This is a genomic window from Roseomonas sp. TAS13 (assembly GCF_001950415.1).
Classification (GTDB): Bacteria; Pseudomonadota; Alphaproteobacteria; order Acetobacterales; family Acetobacteraceae; genus Roseomonas; species Roseomonas mucosa.
On record NZ_BDLP01000316.1, the window covers coordinates 1 to 5,101 of the forward strand.

Below are 5,101 nucleotides of genomic sequence, written 5' to 3' on the forward strand. Positions count from 1 at the left end.
ACCGACGGCAGGGGGACGACGAACTGCTGGCGGCCATCCGCCAACTCACTGATGCCCGGCCCACCTACGGCTACCGCCGGATCACCGCCCTGCTGAACCGCGCCCGCCGGGCCTCGGGAGCCGAGCCCCTGAACCACAAGAGGATCTATCGACTGATGCAGCGGGGCGGGCTGCTCCTGCAGCGCCACGGCACCGGGCGGCCGATCCGGGCCCACGAGGGCACGGTGATCGCCCCCACCTCGAACCTGCGCTGGTCCTCGGACGGACTGGAGATCCCGTGCTGGAACGGCGAGGTGGTGCGCCTGGCGTTCGCCATCGACACCCACGACCGCGAGATCATGGCCTATGTCGCCACCACCGGCGGCATCAGCGGCGAGATGATCCGCGACCTCATGCTGGCCTGCGTCGAGCGACGGTTCGCTGTCCTCCGGGCGCCCCACCCCGTGCAGTGGCTTGCCGACAACGGCTCGGCCTACACCGCCCACGACACGCGCGACTTCGCCGTCGCGCTGAACCTCGTGGCCTGTTTCACGCCCGTCCGCAGCCCCGAGAGCACGGATGAAGTTGAACAGCCCCTTTCTGCAGAAGTGCTATTTTCCTTCGGTTCACGGGTGACCGCGTGGCCCAGAGCGGGGTTGGGAGGTGTGAGCCCCGCCGCGCGGCCTACGACAATCGCTCCTCCTCTGCGGCACCCGTGGGCACCCGGCGTCCTCGTTTGGTCCACCCTTCCGTGAGGCGGCGGTAAGCAGTTTCGGCCTGCTCCACCCGGCGCCTTTCCTCCACGCGGACCCTTTCGAGATTGTAGGCGTGGGCATTGCCCCGCCTCCCGCGCTGGCTCGGTTGTCCCGCACGGAGTTCCAGGTCCCTGAGCTTCCTGGCGTGCAGCGCCGGTCGGACCCCACCGTAGTCCTCACCCTTGCTCAGCATGTGCCAGACGATCACGGCAAGCTTCCTGGCAACCGCGACAGCGGCGATGGGCTTTCCCCGACGGCGGGCGACACGTTCGACGAATGCGCGGAGCGGACCAGGGCTGCGCGATGCCACCCAGGCTGCCTCGACCAGCATGGTCCGCGCCTGGCTGCGACCGTGCTTGGTGATCCGGCCATGGTAGGCAGGCCCCTCTCCGGACTGCCGAACGCTGGGATTGAGGCCGATGTAGGCCACCAACTGATCGGGTCCCTTGAAGCGCTCGATCTTCCCGATCGCGGCCAGCAGTCCGAGGGCGACAACCATGTCGATACCGGGCACCGTCATCAGACGCCTGGCCTCCGGCTGGTCCAGGGCAGCGCGGGCCAGCTCACGCTCGACCACCCGCAGGTCCTCGCCCAACCGATCATACTCGCGCAGGTGCCGTTCGACAGCCTCTCTTTCGTCCGACGGGAGCGGCTGTGCCATCAGCCAGGCCCTGCCGCGGTTGCCGAACAGGTCGATATGCGGGCATTGCGGCAGCAGATGCGCGTGCAGGATGGAGTGGGTTGTAGTCTTCAGCCGCGTCCGCTGCCGTACGATCTGCTCCCGCCGGGTGACCTCGCGTCGCAGGGCCGCCGTATGTGCGTCGGGGACCCACACTTCTGGCAGAAAGCCGCTCGCGTAGAGCCGGGCCAGCACGGTGGCGTCGATGGCGTCGGTCTTGATCTTGGCATGGGCGATCATGCGAACCTGTTTGGGGTTAGCGATGACGACCCGTCCCACATGCGGGGCCATCACCTCCGCAACCGCCGTAGCGTTGCCGGTCGCCTCGATCACCACATGATCGTCGTGGGTCAGCGTCCTCGCGAACTTCCCCAGGTGATCACGGGTCATGCCGATCCGGCCCAGCCGGATCACGCGCTCTCCGTCCAGCATCACCGCCTCGGCAAAGACGCGGTGAATGTCCATTCCGACGATCCTCATCCAGGCCCCTCCTGTGCCGACACACTGCGGAACCGGAGCTGGCGGGCAACACGGCAATTACGGATCCGCGCTCGCAGCGCATCCGGGCGAGCCGCAGGGGCGGCCAGATAACGGCTCGGGCTCTCGGCCCATGCTCTCGAAGACGGCCTGCCCGCACTTGCGTGCTCCCAGTGCCCCATACCCCGGATGGTCGCACCATAGGGCTAATCCCATGGGGATCAGCAGGGTATCGGGGCACCAGGGACAACATGCCGGATAACGGCGTCAGCGAGGCCTTCGTGAAGACGCTCAAGCGCGACTACGCCCGCATCCATCCCAGGACCGATGCCGCCGCCGTACTCCAGCAGCTCTCGGCCTGGATCGGGGACTACAACGAGGCCCACCCCCACAAAGGCTTGCGCATGCGCTCACCCCGTGAGTTCATCCGCGCCCAGTCCCAACCAGCCCCGTGTCCTGTTTGATGGGAGCAACTCCAGGCATGGAGATAGCGAGGAAGCATCACAAGCCAGAGGAGATTGTGGCCAAGCTGCGCCAGGTTGAGGTGCTGCTGGCGCAGGGGAAGTCGGCGGTCGAAGCCGTGCGCACGATCAGGGTAACGGAGCAGACGTACTATCGGTGGCGGAGTGAGTACGGAGGCCTGAAGCTGGATCAGGTGAAGCGGCTGAAGGTGCTGGGGGATTGTCACGTTGGTGGGCCATTGCCGCAACGATTGCGCTGGTCCAGGCTCGCTGGATGATGTGCGACCCGGCGACCTACCCCGGCTACCGCTTCCCAGCGGAGATCGTCAGCCAGGTGGTGTCGCGAAGGTGGTTGGAAATGTCGGCATGCGCCTCCGGCGTGGTGAGAGTGTGGTGCATGGATCGGCGGCGGGAAGGAGCTGCGGTAGGATTGGGGTTTCCCCCCAACCATTGGGAAGAACCCCGCTTGCCCTTCAAAGCCAATGCTGATCGCCGGCACCACATCCCGAGACCGCGCTACCGGGCGACGAACTGGTCGGCCTACGACGCGGCCCTGCGGGACCGGGGCAGCCTGACGGTGTGGTTCACCGAGGCGGCGATCGCGGCGTGGCGGGCGGAGCCCCGGACCACGCGGGGTGGGCAGGGGCGCACCTCGACACTGGCGATCAGCACGACGCTGACGCTGCGGGCGGTGTTCCGGCTGGCGCTGCGCCAGACCGAGGGGCTAATCGGCTCCATCATGGCCCTGCTCGGGCTGGCGTTGCCGGTGCCGGACCACACCACCCTGAGCCGCCGGGAGGAGACGCTGGCCATGCCGCGACCTCGTCCTGGCCGCCGCCCGGTGCACCTGATCGTGGACACACGGGGCTGAAGCTGTGCGGCCCGGGCGAGTGGCTGGCGGAGAAGCATGGCAGCCGGACCAGGCGAGGGTGGCGCAAGCTGCACATCGGGGTGGATGCCGACACCGGCCGGATCGCCGCGGTGCTGCTGACGGCACACGACGCCGATGATGCCGCCCAGGTCGGGCCCTTGCTCACCAGATGAGCAACCCGATCGTCTCTCTTACCGCCGATGGTGCCTACGACCAGGTGTAGGTCTACGCCGAGGTTGCCGCACGACATCCGGACGCGGCGGTGATCATCCCGCCCCGCGTCAATGCCGTGCCCAGCGACATGGCTGGAACGGCGCCAACCCAGCGTGACCAGCACCTGGGCAACATCGTCAGGCATGGTCGTATGGGCTGGCAGAAGCGATCAGGCTACAATTTTCGTGCCCTGGTCGAGGCCGACATCAGCAGGTTCAAGCACGTGATCGGCGACGGGCTACGATCGCGCACCAACGGGAGGCGGGCAACCAAGGTGGCGATCGCCGTCGCCGCGCTGAACAGGATGCTCCAGCTAGGACGGCCCGAGTATGTCCGTGTCACCTGATCGAAGCACCCTACCAGCGGGCTGCGTCGGTAGTCCGGATCCCTGCACCATAGTCATCGCCCGCACCACACCATGCCTGCTCGCACTGTTCTCCCTCGTCACCCTCCTGGCTGCCCGGCTCAGGCCCTCGGATCGAGAGGCTGCGGCCAGCAGCGCCTGGTACCACAAGCCACGTCCAACCTTCAGCGACACCATCGCCGCCGTGCGGCGTCACATCTGGCGCGAGCAGGGTTTGCTCACCTCAAGGCGCAACCGCCATGTCCTAAAACCCCGCCTGGCACTTCAACGCGCCTTGGCTTACGCCATCTGCCACGCCGCGTGATGGCCAAAGATACCATGCAGGCCGGCGGAGATCGGGCCAGACTCAGGCTTTCTCCGGACCGACAGGGAGCTGGCCGATGCGTCACATGGAGCAAGTCGAAACCGCCCAGACGGGCGCCACGGTGTTCGTGGCGATGGAACTCAGTAAGATGGCGTGGTTGCTAGCCGTACAAGGGTCGCCGAGCGGCAAGGCATCGTCCCATCGTCTCGATGGCGGGGACGTTGATGGACTGCTTGCCCTGCTGCGGCGTTTGGCGGCTCGCGAGCAAGGGGCGAGCGGTGAGAAGGTGCAAGTCGTCCTGGCTACGAGGCTGTCTATGATGGGTTCTGGCTGCATCGCCGCCTCGCCGCGGAGGGGATAGCCTGCTGGGTCATGGATCCCGGGAGCCTGCAGGTCGACCGCCGGGCCCGGCGCGCCAAGACCGATCGGCTGGATGCGGCGATGCTGCTACGGGCTCTGACGGCGTGGTGCCGTGGTGACCGGGCGGCCTGCCGCATGGTGCAAGTGCCCTCGGCGGAGCGCGAGGACGCGCGCCGTACCCATCGCGAGCGCCAGCGGCTGATTGCCGAACGCGTGCAGCACGTGAACCGGATCAAGAAACTGCTGGCTACCCAGGGTATCCACGACCACCAGCCCCTCCGGCGTGACCGGCGGGAGCGCTTGGGGGCGTTGCGCACCGGCGACGGCCGGGTGCTGCCGCCTTGTCTGCGTCGGGAGATCGAGCGTGAGTTTCTCCGTCTGGAACTCGTGCTCGAGCAGATCGTGACCGTAGAGGCCGAGCGTGACGCCGCTGTGGCGGCACCGGCCACGGATGATGCGGACGTGGCCAAGGTGGCCCTGCTCGCCAGGCTGGGCGGCATCGGCACCGAGCTGGCGACCGTGCTGGTGCGCGAGGCGCTATACCGGCCCTTTGCCAACCGCAAGGAGGTAGCCTCCTATGCCGGGCTCACGCCCAGCCCGTTCGCCAGTGGCGACCGGCACCGTGATCAGGGCATCTC

General features: G+C 67.4%; 2 protein-coding genes and 4 pseudogenes. 5 read left to right on the forward strand and 1 reads right to left on the reverse strand.

Translation table 11 applies throughout. From position 1 onward, the window contains the following. Positions 1 to 554: pseudogene (locus ROTAS13_RS19015) on the forward strand (DDE-type integrase/transposase/recombinase); the annotation flags it as partial. A gap of 109 nt (positions 555 to 663) precedes the next feature. Here ROTAS13_RS19015 and ROTAS13_RS19020 read toward each other — a convergent pair. Then, the gene (locus tag ROTAS13_RS19020; RefSeq protein ID WP_075823118.1) at positions 664 to 1,893 is read right to left on the reverse strand and encodes an IS110 family transposase; all 1,230 of its coding nucleotides are present in this window, start codon (positions 1,891 to 1,893) and stop codon (positions 664 to 666) included. A gap of 257 nt (positions 1,894 to 2,150) precedes the next feature. Between ROTAS13_RS19020 and ROTAS13_RS19025 the strand changes: the two are divergent. The 4 genes and pseudogenes from ROTAS13_RS19025 to ROTAS13_RS19040 all read left to right on the forward strand — a co-directional run. Beyond that, positions 2,151 to 2,354, forward strand: a pseudogene (locus tag ROTAS13_RS19025) (integrase core domain-containing protein); the annotation flags it as partial. A gap of 23 nt (positions 2,355 to 2,377) precedes the next feature. Beyond that, positions 2,378 to 2,566 (forward strand): annotated as a pseudogene (locus tag ROTAS13_RS19030) (transposase); the annotation flags it as partial. 251 nt (positions 2,567 to 2,817) lie between these two features. Continuing rightward, positions 2,818 to 3,781: pseudogene (locus ROTAS13_RS19035) on the forward strand (IS5 family transposase). Between the two features lie 679 nt (positions 3,782 to 4,460). After that, positions 4,461 to 5,101, forward strand: a 641-nt coding sequence (locus ROTAS13_RS19040; protein WP_253187713.1) for a transposase, incomplete at its 3' end; no start/stop codon positions are given.